Origin of the sequence: Curtobacterium sp. ME-Dv--P-122a (assembly GCF_030209645.1) — a bacterium.
Classification (GTDB): domain Bacteria; phylum Actinomycetota; class Actinomycetes; order Actinomycetales; family Microbacteriaceae; genus Curtobacterium; species Curtobacterium flaccumfaciens.
This window is the reverse complement of record NZ_JARVRO010000006.1, coordinates 207,933-224,215: the sequence shown is the minus strand read 5'-3', so window position 1 is coordinate 224,215 and position 16,283 is coordinate 207,933. Positions and strand designations below refer to the sequence as shown.

General features: G+C 69.3%; 15 protein-coding genes and 1 tRNA gene. 11 read left to right on the top strand and 5 right to left on the bottom strand.

Annotated features, from left to right (window positions below; translation table 11 throughout):
- Window positions 1-10 precede the first annotated feature (10 nt).
- Complete coding sequence (locus QRN49_RS05890) at window positions 11-1,018, bottom strand: SGNH/GDSL hydrolase family protein (protein WP_284754419.1); 1,008 nt, start codon at window positions 1,016-1,018, stop codon at window positions 11-13.
- 143 nt (window positions 1,019-1,161) lie between these two features.
- On the opposite strand from QRN49_RS05890, the gene QRN49_RS05885 reads away from it, so the two are divergent.
- Window positions 1,162-1,251: transfer RNA gene (locus QRN49_RS05885), tRNA-Ser, on the top strand.
- A 475-nt stretch (window positions 1,252-1,726) separates the two neighbouring features.
- Here QRN49_RS05885 and QRN49_RS05880 read toward each other — a convergent pair.
- Complete coding sequence (locus QRN49_RS05880) at window positions 1,727-3,175, bottom strand: hypothetical protein (RefSeq protein ID WP_284754416.1); 1,449 nt, start codon at window positions 3,173-3,175, stop codon at window positions 1,727-1,729.
- 550 nt (window positions 3,176-3,725) lie between these two features.
- Between QRN49_RS05880 and QRN49_RS05875 the strand changes: the two genes are divergently transcribed.
- Window positions 3,726-5,429 (top strand): acid phosphatase, encoded by a 1,704-nt coding sequence (locus tag QRN49_RS05875; RefSeq protein WP_284754414.1) that lies wholly within the window; start codon window positions 3,726-3,728, stop codon window positions 5,427-5,429.
- Between the two features lie 51 nt (window positions 5,430-5,480).
- Here the strand turns inward: QRN49_RS05875 and QRN49_RS05870 are convergent, their stop codons facing one another.
- Complete coding sequence (locus QRN49_RS05870) at window positions 5,481-5,978, bottom strand: MarR family winged helix-turn-helix transcriptional regulator (protein WP_284754412.1); 498 nt, start codon at window positions 5,976-5,978, stop codon at window positions 5,481-5,483.
- Window positions 5,979-6,074: 96 nt separating this feature from the next.
- Between QRN49_RS05870 and QRN49_RS05865 the strand changes: the two genes are divergently transcribed.
- Window positions 6,075-7,001 (top strand): EamA family transporter, encoded by a 927-nt coding sequence (locus tag QRN49_RS05865; protein ID WP_284754410.1) that lies wholly within the window; start codon window positions 6,075-6,077, stop codon window positions 6,999-7,001.
- Window positions 7,002-7,005: 4 nt separating this feature from the next.
- Here QRN49_RS05865 and QRN49_RS05860 read toward each other — a convergent pair whose 3' ends face one another.
- Together QRN49_RS05860 and QRN49_RS05855 are read right to left on the bottom strand one after the other, a co-directional pair.
- Window positions 7,006-7,677: an HAD family hydrolase gene (locus QRN49_RS05860; protein ID WP_194652936.1), complete on the bottom strand. Its 672-nt coding sequence runs from the start codon at window positions 7,675-7,677 to the stop codon at window positions 7,006-7,008.
- Window positions 7,674-8,621 (bottom strand): NADP-dependent oxidoreductase, encoded by a 948-nt coding sequence (locus QRN49_RS05855; protein ID WP_284754407.1) that lies wholly within the window; start codon window positions 8,619-8,621, stop codon window positions 7,674-7,676. Before QRN49_RS05855 ends, QRN49_RS05860 begins: the two co-directional genes overlap by 4 nt.
- Before the next feature lie 206 nt (window positions 8,622-8,827).
- Here QRN49_RS05855 and QRN49_RS05850 point away from each other — a divergent pair, with 206 nt between their 5' ends.
- From QRN49_RS05850 to QRN49_RS05815, 8 genes are all read left to right on the top strand, one after another.
- Window positions 8,828-9,418: an AAA family ATPase gene (locus tag QRN49_RS05850; protein WP_194652935.1), complete on the top strand. Its 591-nt coding sequence runs from the start codon at window positions 8,828-8,830 to the stop codon at window positions 9,416-9,418.
- A 32-nt stretch (window positions 9,419-9,450) separates the two neighbouring features.
- Window positions 9,451-10,218, top strand: a complete 768-nt coding sequence (locus tag QRN49_RS05845; RefSeq protein WP_071404743.1) for an ATP/GTP-binding protein — start codon at window positions 9,451-9,453, stop codon at window positions 10,216-10,218.
- A gap of 37 nt (window positions 10,219-10,255) precedes the next feature.
- A complete protein-coding gene (locus QRN49_RS05840) occupies window positions 10,256-11,734 on the top strand; it encodes an MFS transporter (RefSeq protein ID WP_111094424.1) in 1,479 nt (492 codons plus the stop codon).
- Window positions 11,735-11,746: 12 nt separating this feature from the next.
- Window positions 11,747-12,391, top strand: coding sequence for a thioesterase II family protein (locus QRN49_RS05835; protein ID WP_071404745.1), 645 nt, complete (start codon window positions 11,747-11,749; stop codon window positions 12,389-12,391).
- A 45-nt stretch (window positions 12,392-12,436) separates the two neighbouring features.
- Window positions 12,437-13,285: a helix-turn-helix transcriptional regulator gene (locus tag QRN49_RS05830; protein WP_209080621.1), complete on the top strand. Its 849-nt coding sequence runs from the start codon at window positions 12,437-12,439 to the stop codon at window positions 13,283-13,285.
- Entirely contained in the window at window positions 13,282-14,109 is an 828-nt protein-coding gene (locus QRN49_RS05825) for an MBL fold metallo-hydrolase (protein ID WP_284754401.1), read from the top strand. The genes QRN49_RS05830 and QRN49_RS05825 overlap by 4 nt, the downstream gene beginning before the upstream one ends.
- 130 nt (window positions 14,110-14,239) lie before the next feature.
- Entirely contained in the window at window positions 14,240-15,211 is a 972-nt protein-coding gene (locus QRN49_RS05820) for an AvrD family protein (protein WP_194652931.1), read from the top strand.
- On the top strand, window positions 15,208-16,269 hold the full coding sequence (locus QRN49_RS05815; protein WP_194652930.1) for a beta-ketoacyl-ACP synthase III: 1,062 nt from the start codon (window positions 15,208-15,210) through the stop codon (window positions 16,267-16,269). The genes QRN49_RS05820 and QRN49_RS05815 overlap by 4 nt, the downstream gene beginning before the upstream one ends.
- Window positions 16,270-16,283: the final 14 nt, after the last annotated feature.

Below are 16,283 nucleotides of genomic sequence, written 5' to 3'. Positions count from 1 at the left end.
GTCGTCGAGGCTAGGCCGTACGGCCGACATCACCGGCGTGGTCGCCCGGCTCGTCTAGTCCGCTTGGTTCGTCCGACCGGTCTCGTTCGTCGGGCACCGCGATCGACCCGGTCATCCGGTGGCGCAGGCGCTCGACCGGCCCCGGACCCTGGCGCGAGGCGTGGTCGAGTGCCTCGGCGCCGTCGGTGTCCTGCTCGGCGCGGGCGTTCGCCACCGCCCCGGCTTCACGACCGAGGTTCTCGGCCTCGCGCACGGACAGGTAGTGCCGGATCGCCGCCACCGTGTCGACCCGCGCGTCGACCGCCGGCTCGAAGGCGCTCGCCCAGACCTCGTAGCCGCGGTCGTTCGGGTGGAACAGGTCGCCGTAGCTGTTGAAGAAGGTGCGGCGGACCCCGACGCGCTTCGTGATGGTGTGCAGCGGCGCCACCGTCAGCCCGAACTCGTCGGCCACCCGGTGCACGATCTCGTTGGCCACCGCCACCTTGCGTTCCCGGTCAGGCACGAACATGCACGGCAGCTCGGCCACCACGGCGTGCGACGGCACCGCGCCGTAGATCGCCCGGATGTTCCGCTCGAACTTGTCCGGGTCGAAGTCGGCGATGTCGTTCGCCCCGATCGACACCGTGCAGACGTCGGGCGCGTAGTGCCGGAGCTTCGGCAGCTGATCACGTTTCGCACCCCACGTGGTCGAGCCGGAGACGCTGAGGTTCACCACCCGCACCGACATGTGGGAACGGTGACGGATGCGCCGCGCGAGCAGCCCCACGTAGCCGCGGCCGGGCGCGGTCGCCCCGACGCCCTGCGCTGCCGAGTCACCGATCGCCACGTAGAGCAGCTGCCCCTCGTGCTGCTGTCGTTCCCGCCACCAGTCGGCGTGGATCGGGAGCATGTCGACGACCCGTTGCGCTGCTGCCCGTTGGCCCTTCACGCCGGCGCGGGCACCGACGGCTGCGGCGCCGACGACGCCGAGGCTGCCGACGACGGAGGTGAGGAGTGCGATGAGCGTGCGGGATCTCATGCCGTGGACGGTACGCCCGCCGGTCTTGCCGGAGACGAGGAGGACCTGTGGGTGTGGGGAGAGCCCTGCAGGTGACCGCCTGTGGAGGGCGATCCGACCAGGGGTGTCATCACGGGCCTCCCGGATCGTGTAAACTCTTTCCCGGTACCGTGTCCGAGCGGCCGAAGGATCATGTCTCGAAAACATGTGTGGGGGCAACTCCACCGTGGGTTCAAATCCCACCGGTACCGCCAGCAACACGACGAAGAGCCCCCGGTTTTGACCGGGGGCTCTTCTGCTTCTCCGGGGCCGTTTCGTGTCGCGTGTCGGCACTCATCGAGGAACTGTGCTCCGGCGCGGGTCGGCCCGCTATGCCAGCAGCAAACCTTAAGGTTCTTCTGCCGATCGGGGACGTTCGTCGACTGGCTGCGGACGCGGTCGGCTTGCTCGCCGGGGGTCGCGTTCTTCTACAGCTCACGGAGCGGGCCAGACGCGGTCGACGGCGGGGCCGCCCAGACGCCGCGTGTGGTCGACATCGATCCGGGACTCTAATACCTTTCTGCCGGTCGAAGTAGTCCTTGACGACAGGGAAATCGTCTCGGAGTTGTGAGTAGGCGCGGTCGAAGCTCAGCCGCGTCAGCTTGTATGCGCGAGCTTCTAGAGAATCGACCCTGGAGTGGGCTTATCCGCTTGTCGCCGAAACTAATATGCCGCTGAGCTCCCTCATGATCAATGCAGTTGATGCAGCAGCTGCCATTCACTGAAACCGACAAGAAGGGTCGCTGTGCCAGTGAGTACTGCTGCACATGCACCCAGGAACGACGCTCGTTTGCCGAGGGTCGGAACTTTCGGGGTGACCCCGAGCGGATTCGTTCCGAAGAGGCTTTCAAGGATCGCGATCCCGGTCGTCGGGGAGGTGAAGTACCGCATGTGCTGGTGGATCCAGTGCCGCTTCTTCGGAAGCGCTACGTAACGCACCACTGCGTTCTCGTTGCTGGTTCCGAAACAGACCGGATCGATCAGGGATTTCACGACCAGGACTGCGCCGTTTGGCTGCTGCAGCACGTCAGCAGGGTGACGGGCCGCTTTCGCCGTCATCAGTCCCATGCCGATCGTGACGGCGCCGAGGGTGAGCTGCGGCAGCGTTGAGGGCCATACCCCGGCCAACAGCGCATCTGATGCCGCCCGCAGGACCTCATCGATTTGTGCGGTCGTCGCGGTCGGATGCGTCAGCAATTCGAGGAAAGCAGTAAATACCGGGGTGAGGAGCTCGAGCGACGCGGTGAACGACCAGGTGAACAGGGCGGGGAAAACGATGAGGTACGGCCACAGCAGGTACGGCAGCAACCGGCTCCGGCGCAACGTCCGCAGCATCCCCAATTGCGCTTCACCCGAACCGACCCACACGTGACCGTCAACCAACTCCGTCAAGGCAACGCGTCGAGCGATCTCCGCACCCTGGGAGTGACCAACCAGCACGACAACATCGGCTGCGTCTCGTTCCGCAGCGACCTCGCCACGCATCGGACCGATTACTTCCTCGTCCAGCTGATCCGACCGGTAGTTCCAAGCGTCACCGATGTACCGCTGGAGAATACGCTGCGCCAATTGTCGTGTGGGCGGCAGGATTAGCGAGGCGCTGAGAAGTGGCAGCCCAATAAGCATCAGTGTCGGCGCGCCGACGATCGCGAGCGCGAGGCCCGCGAATGCCAGCAGCGGGACCGGGAAGCCGTCACGACGACCATGCTTAGCACTTGCGATTGCTGCAAGATCGGTCATCCAGAGCGTCGCCGTCCCCCAAAGCGAGAAGGGGGCCACGCGGAACACCCACAAGAGCACTCGCCACGCAGACGGCATGACAGCGCGCTCATCCCACCAACCGTCCCGGTACCTCAGTCGAAGCGTCATCCCAGCAACAGTGACGACGTCCTCGATGGCGGCAGGAATGCCCTGCACCGGGGTGGCAGTGCTAGGCCGATGTGTGCCACCCAACGCTGTCAGCCCCAGGTGAGTCGCTTCTCGCACTTCTCCCGCGGTCTGTCCATCCGCTTGCATCCCAATGCCGTGGACGCAGAAGAGCGACACGAGAGGAAGGGAGTCGTCGTCGGCAAGGCCGCATTCGTCCTTGATTGTCTGCGGCTCGCCCGCTTCCACGCGAGCAACTCCATCTTCTGACATGCCAACCCCCTAGTGTCGTCGGGATCGCTCCAGGCGCCCCTCCTCGACAGCACCCCAGTCGAGGTCATCAGGTTACAAAGGCGCGTCGGCGGTTTCAAGAACAGGCTCGCGGACGTCCCGCTTAGGACTGCTGGACGTTCAGTTGACTCTGACGGGCCCTACGATCTGGTTAGCCGTTTCACCGTGAACATCAGGGGATAGGCGCTGCGATGAAGCGTGGTTCGTACTCGATGGCTGTGGCGTGTCCGAGTGTCGAGTGTCGTCGTTGGCACAGTGATCGGCAGCAGCGAGTACGGCGGCGGTTCACGCACCTGCCACTTCCGGTTCACGGGGCTGCGCCACGCTGCTGCTCTGTGTCACCGAATCGTGTGACCACGCCCCGAGTGGAGAGAACGCCATGCGCCGGTTCCTGATCGCTGTTCCGAGACGTCGGGCCCGCACGGTGCTGGGGGTCCTGGCGGTGGCGTGCGCCGTGTCCTTGATCGCTCCGGCGGGAGCGTCCGCGGCGACATCGCGAACCGCGCCGCGTCCAGGGGCCTACGGGTACTTCGTGGACACCTACAAGACGAACACCCCTGCCGGCACGACGCCGGAGACGAACGCCGCGACCGGGGTGCTGTCGCAGTTCGGCACCCTGTGGCGCCCGGGATCGTCGTGGGACAACGGGGTCGCCACCAGCGCTGCAGCGCAGCGGATCCTGGACTCGAACATCGCGCAGGCAGCGCGGACCACGCAGACCCGGACGGATGCGCAGGGGCACGAGGCGTACCTGATCGACCGACGGAACCAGAGCTACTCGGCCATCGCGGGGTTCGGTGACCTGTCCGACGCGGTGCGGACCGCAACGAACGCGGGCACGACGATCCCCGACGAGATCCCGGCGGATGCCACGACGAAGCAGTACGTCGACCAGGGCAACGCGAAGGGGTCGTGGGCGGACACCGATTCGGAACTCGGCGACGTCGTCCAGCTGGTGAACACGCTGCGTGGCGACTACTCCTCGGCCAGCAACGCGAAGAAGTACTACCAGTACGCGAGGCCGTACCGGCAGAGCCAGGACGTCAAGGTGCTGCCGCAGCTCGTCCCCGAGAAGTCCCCGACGCCCGCCACCGACGGCGGGTTCCCCAGCGGACACACCAACGCCGGCTACCTGGCCTCCCTGGCGTTCGCGTACGCGTACCCGGAGAAGTACACCGAGCTCCTCGCCAACGGCTCGGAGATCGGCAACAGTCGGATCGTCGCGGGGATGCACTCACCGCTCGACGTCATGGGCGGACGGGTCCTGGCGACTGCGCTGGCGGCGGCCGTCCTGAACGACCCGGCCAACACGCAGCTCGAGCAGCAGGCGCACCAGCAGGCGGAGAAGGTCCTCGCCGCTGCCGGCCCGAGCGCTGTCGATCGGGACGCGGACTACGCAGCGGACAAGAAGGACTACCGCGGGCGTCTGACGTACGGGTTCACGCGGACCGGCACGAAGACGATCCCCGCCACGGTGCCGAAGGGTGCCGAGGCGCTCCTGCGGACCCGCCTGCCGTACCTCAGCGACGACCAGATCCGAGAGGTGCTCCGGACGACCGCGCTGCCGTCGGGCTACCCCCTGCTGGACGACGCGGAAGGGTGGGGGCGCCTCGACCTCTTCTCGGCAGCGTCCGGCTACGGAGCGTTCGACAGCGCGGTGAGCGTCTCGATGGACGCCGCCGAGAAGGGACTGGACGCCGCCGACACCTGGCGCAACGACATCGGCGGGACCGGGTCACTGACCAAGCGGGGCACCGGCACCCTCACCCTCGCCGGCTCGAACCGCTACACCGGCGACACCGTCGTCCGCGGTGGGACGCTGATCGCGGACTCCGCTGCTGCCCTGGGCAAGGGGTCGGTGACCACGGTCTCGGGCACGCTCGCCGAGGCCAGCACGAGGGTGATCCGCATCGGCGGCGACCTGACGCAGCGCTCGCACGCCGCACTGTCGCTGAGTGTCTCCGGACCCCGTCCTGCCCTGCGCGTCGAGGGCACGGCGTCGTTCGGCGGGACGCTGCGGGTGCGCGTCGCCAAGGGCGCGGCCGTGGCGAACGACCTGGTCCTGATCACGGCGGACCGGATCGCGAAGGGTTCGAGCTTCAGCAGGGTCCGCGTCGCAGGCCTGCCCGCCGGGTACGAGCCCGTGGTGGTGCGCCACGGCAACGAACTGCACCTCGTCAACGCCAACGCGACGAAGCACGGCCACGGGCACAGCCGGGGCCACGGCGCCGCCTGAAGCGGAGCGCGTCAGGTCGGCCCCGAGTGCGGCCGACACGACGGGCTGTGCTCAGGCCGCCCCGTCACCGAGGCCGAGCAGCAGCTTCCGGAGGAGCCCGGCCAGCTGCTGCTCCTCGTCGCTGCTCAGGGTGCCGAGGAGCGCCCGTTCGTTCTCGACGTGCCGGGCCAGCGCCGCGTCCACCACCTTCAGGCCGTGATCGGTCAACGTGACCAGCACGCTCCGTCGGTTCGCGGGGTCGGTCTCCCGCGTGACGTAGCCCTTCGCGACGAGCCGGTTCAAGCGGTTCGTGACGGCGCCGGAGGTCACCATCGTGGCGGCGAGCATCTGTCCGACGGCCAGCCGATGTGGTGATCCCGAACGTCGGAGGGTCGCGAGGAGGTCGAACTCACCCGGCAGCAGGTCGTGCTCAGCGAGGACGGCACCGACCTTCCGGTCGAGGATAGCTCCGGCGCGCCCGATGCGCCCGATGACGGCCATCGCGCGGACGTCGAGGTCCGGCCGTTCCCGGCCCCACTGGGCCAGGACTCGATCAACTGCATCCTCCATCGGGCCACTCCTTCACGCTGAACTGTTTGACGCGAGCCTATCGTGGCCGTAATGTCTCAACGTTGAGAAGTTAAGCATGAAGGAATCGAGGCTCCGATGACCGATCGCCCACTGTCCACGTCGACGACGGCCGGCCTCACGCTCAGCGCGGCAGTGGCGCCGATCGTGTGGGGGTCGACCTACGTGGTCACCACCGAGCTCCTGCCCGCCGATCACCCGATGACGGCGAGTGTCCTCCGTGCGCTCCCCGCAGGCCTGCTGCTGCTCGCGCTCCGGCCGGGAGTCCCACCGCGGGGCTGGCGCCTCCGGACGTTCGTGCTCGGCATGCTCAACATCGGGTGCTTCTTCCCGCTGCTGTTCGTCGCGGCCGACCGGTTGCCGGGTGGCCTGGCGGCCATCGTCGGTGCGCTCCAGCCGCTCGCCGTCGTGGCACTGACCCTGGCGCTGCGGTGGGGACGGCCCGCGATCACCCACGTGGTGTGGGGAGTCGTGGCCTTGGTGGGCGTCGCGCTCGTCTCCCTCAGCGGAGGTGCCGTGTTCGACGTGCTCGGGCTCGCGGCCGCGGCGCTCGGGACGGTGTCCATGGCACTGGGGCTCCTGCTCACTCGTCGGTGGGGCACCCCGGAGGGCACACACCCCCTGACCTCGACCGCGTGGCAACTCATCGTCGGGGGCGTGGTGATCGCCCCGCTCATCCCGATCGTCGACAGCGGGCCGTGGCAGCCGTCCGCCGCCGGGTACGCGGGGTACGCCTGGCTCACGCTGGTCGGTGGTGCCCTGGCCTACAGCGTCTGGTTCCGAGGCGCACGGGCGCTGCCGTCGGCCCGGATCGCGTTGTTGGGCGTCCTCAGTCCGTTGACCGCTGCGGTGCTCGGGTGGGTCGTCCTCGGCCAGGCGCTGTCGCCGCTGCAGATCGTCGGCTTCGTCGTCGCGCTCCTCGGTTCCCTGGGTGGGCAGCTCGGACGAGCGGTGTCTCGGCGGCCTTCCTCCGAGACGCTGAGCCGTCGAACGCCTCGGTCGTGATCCGTCAGTCGTCCAGGAGCAAAGTCGCCCAACCCCTTCGCTGTGCCAAGCACCACTCGGTGCTGCCAGGCACGCCACAGATCACGGGCTCGCCGACGAGTTCCAGGAACGGCACGTCCGACAGGTGGTCGCCGTAGGCCGCCGACGCGGTCAGGTCGATGTGCTCCTCGTCCGCGAGCTGCTGGATGGCATCCGTCTTTCGGCTGCCGATCATCGGGACGTCAACGTCGCCGGTGAAGACCCCACCGGCCACGGACATGCTGGTGGCGAGCACGTGGACGGCTCCGAGCTGTTCGGCGAGGTCGTCGAGCAGCAGCGGCACGGAGCCGCTGACGAAGACGACGAGGTCGCCTCGTTCACGGTGCCGATGCAGCTGCTCGAGCGTCGACCGATGGAAGTACGCGGCTGCCCGTTGGGCACACCAGCGCGCGATGAGGTCCGCGAGCTGGTCGCGGGAGCGGCCGCGCCACCATGAGAAATAGTGGCGGTTCGCCGCTTCGCGAGAGACGCCGTCCTCGACCTGCATCCGCCGGAGTGCGTCGATGAAATCGTCGGCACGCTCGCCGCTGCCCTGCTCGATGGCGTCGAAGTGCAGGAGGTCGAACATCGTGGTGGTGCGCGTGAGCGTGCCGTCGACGTCGAAGAACGCGGCACGACGCAAGAGTCGCTCGGTCACGCCAGGGCGGCGAAGTCGAGGACGATGCGCCCCCGGACCCCGCCCAGTCCGAGCCGCGTGTGGGCGTCGTGCGCTCGCTCAGCCGGGACGACGTCGGCGATGCGCGCGGTGAGCACGCCGGCGTCGATGTGTTCCGCGATCTGCCGCAGCTTCTCCGACTCCTGCGTGTAGTCCGAAACCATGATCGGGTGGGCGACGATCCCGCGCGGGATCGGTTCGTCCCACCCCCTGAGCGGGACGAAGTGTCCGCCGTCGCGGATCGCGGGGAACACCGCGCTCGTCTGGACCGCAGCATCGACGACGGCGTCGACACCCTGGGGGACGAGTGCTCGCACCTCGGCGGCGAACTCGTCGCCGCGGGGGACGACGTAGTCAGCGCCGAGGGACTTGACCAACTCGACGTCCTCGCCGCGGGCGTCCGCGATCACGGTGAAGCCCTCGTGCTTCGCGAGCTGCACCGTGAAGCCGCCGGCCGCACCAGCCGCGCCGGTCACCGCGAGTGTTCCGTGGCGCAGCTCGGGCAGCGAGTCCAGCGCGAGTCGTGCCGTCAAGGCGTTCATCGGGACAGCCGCTGCTTCGTGCAGGCTCAGTCGTTCCGGGCACCGCGTCACCGACCGTGCGGGGACGACGACGAACTCGGCGTACGCGCCCGAGACCAGAGGGGCGTCGACCACCGCCATGACGCGATCTCCGGTGTTCCAGCCCACGACGGACTTGCCGACCGCGTCGATGATGCCGGCGGCGTCCATGCCGGGAACGAACGGCGGGGTGCGTTTCTGGAGGACCGCGCGGTAGAAACCTGCCCGGAACGCGAGGTCCGTGGGGTTGACGGCGGCCCCGTGCACGCGGATGCGCACTTCGTCCGCTGCGGGGTCCGGGCAGGGGACCTCGTGCAGTCCGAGGACCTCTGGTCCGCCAAAGGAAGTGGTGCCGACGAGCTTCATGCGTCCATCCAACCCGGGGAAGCCGCTCCGAACCAGGTGCTCTCACCACCAGTCGACGCGAGCCGGGACGCATGAACCGGGTGGTTGCACACCCCGGATAACGCAGCGCTGTCGGGGGAGCGCGGAGGTCGTTGACCATCGGAGTGCGGACCGGCGAGGGGGCCGGTCCGCACCCACGACGATTCGACCTCGACGACAGGAAGTGCATGCGACTCGCGATCACCGGTGCGTACGGCTCGGGCAAGTCCACCCTGGCCAAGGCCGCCGCGGAGCGCTTCGGGCTCCAGGCCGAGGCACTGCCCCCGATGCAGGACCCGTTCGGCTCCCGCAAGGCGGCGACCGGCTGCAGCCCGGCACAGCTCGTCGAGTTGGTGGTGCGACGCCTGATCGAGCGCAGCGCACGCGAGTCCGGTGACCTCTGGGTCTCCGACGGGTCGCTGGTGCACGACTGGGTCTTCGCGAAGACGCTGCTCCTGCACGGGGCCGACCCGGATGCAGCACCGCGCCCGACGATCGCGGGTCGCGGTCTCGTCAACGGGCTCCTCGAGCCGTCCCGGCGAGCCGTGCGGTCCTCGCTGCACGATCGTTACGACGTCGTGGTGCACCTGCCGATCGAGTTCGCCATGACCGAGCCGGCACCGCCGGTGTCCGAGTCGTTCCGGACACGGTCGGAGGAGTACCTGGCCGAGGAGCTCGCTCTTGCGGGGCTGCGACCGAAGACCGTGACCGGCTCCGTCGAGGACCGCCTCGAGCAGATCGCGGCGCTCGTCGCCGTGCCCACCGCCACCGCCGCCTAGTCCGCATCCACCCCTCACCGAACGGAACCCTCATGCAAGAGAACCTGAAGCTCGCCATCTCCGGCACCTACTCGACCGGGAAGAGCACGACGACCGAGGCCCTGTCCATCGCGACGGGGCTGCCGAGGACCCATGCGATGACGTCCCGGGAGATCCTGATCGACCTCATCCCGGGCAAGACCGTGATGGACCTCAACGCCATGGAACTCATCAAGCTCGGGCTCCGGCGGTTCGAGGAGCGGGTCCACAACGAATCCGGACCCGGCCCGTTCATCTCCGACGGTGGGGTGTTCCACGAGTGGGTCTACTTCGAGGCACGCATGCGCGTCGGCATCAACCCCGGCGCACCGAAGTGGTTCCAGGCGGTGAAGAAGGTCACCGGCCTGCCCGTCAAGCACTTCTACCAGCGGTACACCGACACCCTCGGGGACGTCACCCGCTCCCGGGCGAAGCGGATCTACGACGCGTACGTGCACCTGCCCGTCGAGTTCGACATGCACAAGGACGGTCACCGCCCCGTCTCCGAACCCTTCCGTCGACTCTCCGACGATCTGCTCATCGAGGCCCTGCAGGACCTCGGGATCCCGTACCACGTGGTCGGTGGTCCGATCCCGGAGCGGGTGGACCGGATCATCGAACTCTTCGACATGCCGCAGGTGGTTCCGACGGCCGAGGCGATCGAGCTCGCTCAGGCCCGGGTCCGCGCGGCGACCGACGTGCTGGAGCAGGACGCGCGCTTCCACGAGGCACAGCGGCAGAAGACCTTCGGCCGCCAGCTCAAGTACGCCCTCCGCTACTGACACCGCCACCAGCTCGCACCCCTCGAAAGGACCGACCATGCTCACGACCGCGGAAACCGTCCGGAACGGCGCACGGGTGACGAGCCCGGCACTGCTGCTCGCACTCCTCGCCTTCGCTCAGCTCATCATCGCGCTCGACTACAACATCGTGTTCGTCGCCCTGCCCGTCATCGGAGAGGGACTGCACTTCTCGGAGTCCGCCCTGCAGTGGGTGGTGAGCGCGTACGCCGTCGCCTTCGGGGGGTTCCTGCTTCTGGGGGGCCGTCTCGCGGACCTCATCGGGAAGCGGCGGGCGTTCGTGATCGGCCTCGCGCTCTACGCCGTGGCGTCGCTGGTGGGTGCCGTCGCATCCGATCCACTCGTCCTCGTCATCGCGCGCGCGTTCCAAGGACTCGGCGGGGCGTTCCTGTCCCCGGCCACGCTGTCCCTGGTGACGACCAGCTTCCCGGAAGGGCGCTCCAGGAACACTGCGATGTCCGTCTGGGCCGCCGCCGGCAGCACCGGCATGGTCCTCGGCTCGCTGCTCGGCGGTGTCCTGACCGGCAGCCTCGGTTGGGAATCCGTCTTCACGGTCAACGTGGTCCTGGCCGCGGTCGCGATCGTGGGTGCGTTCCTGCTCATCCCCGCCGATCGGCGATCGGTGGCCGCTGGTCGGCCTCGACTCGACGTCCCGGGTGCCGTCACCGGGACGATCGGTGTCCTCGCCGTCGTCTTCGCGCTGGTGCAGGCACCCGAGTCCGGGTGGGCGGCGCCGGTGACCTTCGTGCCCGGCGTGGTCGGCATCGTGTTCCTCGTGGCGTTCGTCCTGGTGCAGCGTTCGACGCGTGAGCCGCTGGTGCCCCTGACGCTGTTCCACTCCGGCAACCTCGGCGTCGGAACGTGGGTGACGTTCCTGTTCATGGCCACCTTCGGTGCCATCCCGTTCTTCCTGACGATCTACCTGCAGCAGCAGCTCGGTTTCTCGCCGCTGGTGACTGGGCTGGCGTTCATCATCCCTTCGGCGTGCGTGCTGATCGGGGCGACGTGGGCTGGTCGGCTCGGCAACTCCCATGCCCCCCGGTCCGTCCTCGCCGTGTCCTTCACAGTCGGTGCCGTCGGGACGGCGGCGCTGGCTGCCGGGTTCGCTGCGGGGCTGTCCCCGTACGTGCTCGTGGTGCCACTGGTCGTGCTCAGCATCGCTCAGGGCGTCGTCTTCACCACCATGTTCACCCTCGCGACGAGCGGCGTGCCCGGGGAACACCAGGGCACTGCGTCCGGAATCGCCACGGCTGGGCAGCAGGTCGGCGGCGCCGTCGGACTCGCGCTCCTCGTCCTCGGGTCGTCGGCCGTGGCCGACGGAGACCTGATGGGGCAGATCGTGGTCGCTACCTTCCTCATCGCCGCCGGGCTGGTGATCGGTGTGCTCGTGTCGCTGACGGCGTCACGTCGACGGTCCGTGGTCGCGGCGGAGGACGCAGCCGCGGACGGCATCGCGGCTTCTCCGGTGACCGCGGGTGGACCCGCGGCCACCAGCTGAGGCCGTCCGCACGTGGGGGCTGCGTCGGGCCGTTCGCTGCTGTACTTCCACCACGCCGGCGGTCTGGCCACCGTGCCGAAGGGAGTCCGGGCAGCGGCGACCGCCGCCGGACTCGAGCAGGTCACCGCGGTCGGGTTCGAGCGCGCTGCCCTCGGCACGACCTGGGCGACGATCGAGATGCTGGCGGCGCTCTCCGTCCGCGCTGTGCAGGAGGCGCTTCCCGGCGCCCTCCTGTACGGCCACAGCATGGGCGGCCTGATCGCGTTCGAGGTCTGTCGGCAACTCGCCGCGGTCGGGTCACCGATGCCGTCCGCGCTCGTGCTCGGCGCGACCGCACCGCCTGGCGTGCTCCCCGCGACGAAGGACACGTGCTCGATCCTCGGGACCGAGTCGTCCGGTCGCGCGGCCAGCGTCCGGACCCGAGCCGGCATCGACCGGTCCCGCGCCTACGCACCACGGCCCGTACCGATCGGCGTCGCGGTGCACGTGGTCTGTGGGAGGGACGACGAGATCGTGACGCCGGAAGCCATGGAACGGTGGTCGGATCTGGGATGTGAGACGCTCGCCGTGCACGCGATCGACGGCGCCCACCTGTTCCACCAGGCCGCGCACGAGCAACTCACCGAGGTCCTCGTCGCGATCGCCCGATCCGGTTAGAGTTGCCCGTCGCAACACCATTCGTCGACCATCAGGGGGGTCTTCATGCAGGATGACGCGGGCGTGATCGTCGCGGAGAGTGAACACGGGCAGGGGCGACGGGCGTGGTTGGGGGAGTTCCTCCGCGCTCGACGAGAGGCACTGCAGCCCGAGGACGTCGGGCTCCCGCGTTCGGCCCGCCGTCGGACTCCCGGACTGCGCCGCGAGGAGGTCGCCGTGCTCGCGAACGTCGGCGTGAGTTGGTACACGTGGCTCGAGCAGGGGCGGGACATCGGTGTCTCGACGGTCGTCGTCGATGCGATCGCCAACGCGCTCCGGCTCGAGGGCGCCGACCTCGAGTACTTCTACGAACTCACCGGCAAGGTGCCGGCGTCGCGCCGAGCCGCGGCCGACGACCTGAAGGGCTCGCTCGAGCGCATGCTGTCGAGCATCCAGGACATGCCTGCCTACGCCGCCGACCGGTACTGGAACGTGTTCGCGACGAACGAGCTCGCGGCGAAGACCTTCCAGACGCAGGTCGGCACCAACTGCCTCATCCGGTACTTCACCGACGAGGACTACGCGACGCACTACCCGCATCGGGACCTCGCGGCCCGGATGATGGTCTCGCAGTTCCGTCGGCAGGCGACGGCCTTCGCCACCGATCCGATGTTCGAGTCGATCGCCACCGACCTCGCCGAGCGCTCGCCGGAGTTCCGACGGCACTGGGGGGAGCACTCCGTCGGGCAGGAACCCCACGTCGCGACGGTGTTCGACCATCCGCTCGGCCGGATGTCCTTCGAAACCGTGGTGCTCACACCCGCTGTGGGTGGAGACGACCTGATGCTCTTCCTGTACTCGCCGTCACCGGCCACCGCGCCGGCGACGATGGCCGTGCTCGAACAGATCCGATGATCGACGAGCGGCGCCGGGCCCCGGCCCGGGTGCGCTCGCTGGAGGTCGGTGACGTCCGGGTGACCTCGGTGCCGGACGGCCGCATCCAGTTGCACCCCGCCGGCTGGTACGGGCGATCGGAGCCGCCGAGGCCGGCCGCTGAGGTCCGACCACTCCTCGACGTCGACGGGTACCTGGTCGCATCCGTCGGGTCGCTCGTCATCGAGTCCGGCGACCAGGTCATCGCGCTCGACACCGGACTCGGCCCCGTCGACGTGCCGCGTGGCCGAGGGCGCCCAGCGATCGGCCGGATGACCGGCGGGACACTGCCCGTCGAGTGGCAGGCCGCTGGCTTGCCCGAGCCGACGCAGGTGGTCATCACCCACCTGCACGAAGACCACAGCGGCTGGTGGAGCAGCGATGCCCCGTTCGGTACCCGTCTCCGGAGCCTCCCGACCACGGCCGGTCGCCTCGACCTCGAACGGAGTGCCCTGGCGGAGCGATCTGACCGGTGGCAGCCGGCGGACGGCGGCGAGCAGTTGGCACCCGGTGTGACCGTCGTCCCGATGCCCGGCCACACGCCAGGGCACATCGGGCTGCGGATCGAGTCACGGGGCAGGGTCCTGATCGCCTTCGGTGACGCCCTGCACAGCCCGCTGCAGGTCGGTGACCCCACGATCAACGCCTTCGTCGAGCACGACCCCGTCATGGCGATCACAACGAGGGCCGCGTTGCTCGACGAGCTGGAGCGTGACGATGCTCTGGCCTACGGCAACCACTTCGCCGACGTCGTGTTCGGACGGGTCGAGCACCGGCGATGGGTCCCGGTCGGCGAGTCAGGCTGATCGGTCGGGACGCGGCGACCGCATGACTGGTGGTGTTGCTCCCACCATAACCGACGCCTGGTCACGTCTTCCGTCACGGTGGATCGTGGTCCTGCAGGACGCCACTCCTCCACCGACAGGAGACCGAACCGTGACACCCGACACCATCGAACGCCACGAATCCATCGACGACCTCCTCGGCCCGGCAGCCGGACGGTTCTTCGGACTCGGCTACCGACTCACGGACCCACGACTCCGCGGCGCCGTGGTGCGGGCGGATGACACGACGTGGCGGCTCTCCGCCACCGCCGACGCGACCGCCGGCGCGGCCTGGTCGCGCAAGGGCGACGACGTGCAGGAACCACACCTCAGCACCACAGACCTGATGGTGTTGGGCATCGCGAGCGCCTACGAACTCATCGCTCAGGAGCTCGATGCCGAGTCGATGACCGCGTGCTCGATCGCCAGCATCGACATCCGGTCGCCGCGTCGCCCGATCGAGGGGGACCTCGCGGTGCTCCCGGTGACGGGACATGCACCCCGGGGCGCCGCGGCAACCGGCGGGGACGTGCCGATCACGGTCGACGTCGCCGGTTTCACGATCGCACTCGTCGTGCGCCGGTCACGCACCGTGCCACCCGTCGCGGGCCAGGCGCGGGTCGAGGACCGCCCGGGCGACGGTGTGTACTGCGGCGTGTACCGCAGCCGCTCCCCGTTGGTCGAGGAGGTCGAGCTCGCCTGGGACGAGGCGCGCGCGACCGTCGTCGTGCCTCCGCTCGGCCGACGTCCCGCCGAGGAGCTGTGCGGCTTCGAGGCGGCGTTCCAGCCCGGCCTCAACCTCGTCGACACGTTCGTCGCGACTCTCCAGCTCGGACAGGTGCTGCTCTACCGACTGGACACGCTCGCCCGAGCTGAGAGCGACACGCTCTGGATGCGCCGGACGGTGATCACGGTCCCGGGGTCGCCGCACCCCTCGGTGCGGAGCGACGCGCGTGTCCGGTTGGACCGCGCACGCACGCTCGAGCAGGATGGGCGCTCCTGGCGCCTCGCCGACATCGTCGGGACCTTCGACACCGGTGTGCACGTGTCGTGCTCCGTCGCGCACGTGGTCGGTGCCGCATGACCGCCCTCGACGAGATCGTCGTCGACGCGACGCCGGGGCGTGACCCCCACGCGACGACGACCCGGACGGTGCTGCAGGGCCTCGGAGGTGCTCTCCCGCGCCGGGTGGTGACGAACGACGACCTCGCCGCCACGCTCGACACGACCGACGAGTGGATCCGGTCGCGAACCGGTATCGGCGCGCGGCACCAGGTCGACCCGGGTACCTCGACGAGCGACCTCGCGGTCGCCGCCGGCCGACGGGCCCTGGAGAACGCCGGCGTCGACTCCGTGGACATGGTGATCGTCGCGACGTCGACCCCTGACCATCGGTGTCCCGCCACCGCACCTGACGTCGCGGCACGCCTCGGCCTGGGCACGGTGCCGGCGTTCGACCTCGCCGCCGTGTGCTCGGGCTTCGTGTACGGGCTCGCGCAGGCCGACGCCCTGATCCGATCCGGCGCGGCCAGGCGGGTCCTGCTCATCGGAGCGGACACGTTCACGACCCTGGTCGACCCGGGTGACCGGGCCAACGCCGTCATCTTCGGGGACGGCGCCGGTGCGGTCGTGCTGGGTGCCGGTCAGGCATCGGACGCCGGCGCGCTCGGGTCCGTCACCCTCGGCTCGGACGGCACCGGACTCGATCTGATCCGGGTGGAGGCCGGCGGATCACGCCGGCCCGTCGTCGACCGGGGGGACCCGACGGCGTGGTTCGCGATGCAGGGCCGTGCGGTGTTCGCTGCCGCCGTGTCCGCGATGGCGGACTCGTGCCGCTCTGTCCTCGACGCCGCCGGATGGGCCGTGGACGACGTCGACCACCTCGTGGCGCACCAGGCGAACCGGAGGATCCTGACCATGGTCGCCGCTTCGATCGGCGTTGCCGCCGACCGAGCCGTCCTGCACCTCGACCGCGTCGGCAACACCTCGGCCGCGTCGATCCCACTCGCCCTCGCCGCGCATGCGACCGAGATGCGGACGGGGGCCCGGGTCCTGCTGACCGCGTTCGGCGGTGGGGCGACCTGGGGTGCCGGCACACTCACGTGGCCGACCCTCACCGCGCCGGTCATCGACCTCGTCTGAGGGGTCCGACCACG

Excerpts from the sequence above, each read along its gene's own strand:
- QRN49_RS05890 (WP_284754419.1), bottom strand. The coding sequence starts at position 1,018 with ATGAGATCCCGCACGCTCATCGCACTCCTCACCTCCGTCGTCGGCAGC.
- QRN49_RS05880 (WP_284754416.1), bottom strand. The coding sequence starts at position 3,175 with ATGTCAGAAGATGGAGTTGCTCGCGTGGAAGCGGGCGAGCCGCAGACA.
- QRN49_RS05870 (WP_284754412.1), bottom strand. The coding sequence starts at position 5,978 with ATGGAGGATGCAGTTGATCGAGTCCTGGCCCAGTGGGGCCGGGAACGG.
- QRN49_RS05865 (WP_284754410.1), top strand. The coding sequence starts at position 6,075 with ATGACCGATCGCCCACTGTCCACGTCGACGACGGCCGGCCTCACGCTC.
- QRN49_RS05855 (WP_284754407.1), bottom strand. The coding sequence starts at position 8,621 with ATGAAGCTCGTCGGCACCACTTCCTTTGGCGGACCAGAGGTCCTCGGA.
- QRN49_RS05850 (WP_194652935.1), top strand. The coding sequence starts at position 8,828 with ATGCGACTCGCGATCACCGGTGCGTACGGCTCGGGCAAGTCCACCCTG.
- QRN49_RS05845 (WP_071404743.1), top strand. The coding sequence starts at position 9,451 with ATGCAAGAGAACCTGAAGCTCGCCATCTCCGGCACCTACTCGACCGGG.
- QRN49_RS05840 (WP_111094424.1), top strand. The coding sequence starts at position 10,256 with ATGCTCACGACCGCGGAAACCGTCCGGAACGGCGCACGGGTGACGAGC.
- QRN49_RS05830 (WP_209080621.1), top strand. The coding sequence starts at position 12,437 with ATGCAGGATGACGCGGGCGTGATCGTCGCGGAGAGTGAACACGGGCAG.
- QRN49_RS05825 (WP_284754401.1), top strand. The coding sequence starts at position 13,282 with ATGATCGACGAGCGGCGCCGGGCCCCGGCCCGGGTGCGCTCGCTGGAG.
- QRN49_RS05815 (WP_194652930.1), top strand. The coding sequence starts at position 15,208 with ATGACCGCCCTCGACGAGATCGTCGTCGACGCGACGCCGGGGCGTGAC.